Source organism: Vibrio sp. 10N.222.48.A3, assembly GCF_041475345.1.
In the GTDB taxonomy this organism is placed as follows: Bacteria; Pseudomonadota; Gammaproteobacteria; order Enterobacterales; family Vibrionaceae; genus Vibrio; species Vibrio tasmaniensis_A.
Map to the genome: position 1 here is coordinate 1 of NZ_JBFRVX010001447.1, position 702 is coordinate 702.

Genomic DNA, 702 nt, shown 5'->3' on the forward strand with positions numbered 1-702 from the left:
AGGCTTTGCTGTAGTAGCTGATGAAGTTCGTTCTCTGGCTCAACGAACGCAAGAATCTACAACGCAGATTGTCGATATTGTTGAAGACTTACAAGAAAAAACCATCAAAATGGGGGAGGCAAGCAGGGAGTGTCAGAGTGGTATCGCTACATGTGTTGACCAAGTCAATGAGGCTGGAGAACAAATTGATATGATTGAACACTCTGTCGAGAATATTGCTCAGATGAGTACTCATATTGCAACAGCATGTAGTGAGCAAAACTCAGTGTCAGAAGAGTTAAATCGAAGTGTGGAGCATATTAATTCAGCATCCTCAGAAATGGCAGAAGGCACTTCACAAACCGCTATAGCGTGTCAGGAAATCAGTAGTCTAGCTCATAATCTCCAATCGAGGATGGGAGCATTCAAGCTATAGAAAGGTGCACTACGCCTTAGATTTTTTTAATCAGGAGTGGCGTTGTTGATCAAATCAGCTCGAAGATCAACTCTAAGCTATTTCTGTCCAGAATCGCTTGGTGATCACAGTTGTGTGAGAAGTACGGTTAACAAAGTTCTGCCCCAAAGTGAGCCAGAGAGGGATTGAACTCAGTTTCAAACCCTGCAACTTGCCTTACTTTTCCTCATACCTAGAGATCCAACAACGTAGTTAAATTTTCTAATCCATAACAGACTGACCTTCAATCACAGTTACGTACGAATATG

General features: G+C 42.2%; 1 protein-coding gene. It reads left to right on the forward strand.

The features are described 5' to 3' along the window. The coding region (locus AB4653_RS27030; RefSeq protein WP_372105775.1) for a methyl-accepting chemotaxis protein at positions 1-415 on the forward strand (415 nt) is incomplete at its 5' end. Positions 416-702: the final 287 nt, after the last annotated feature.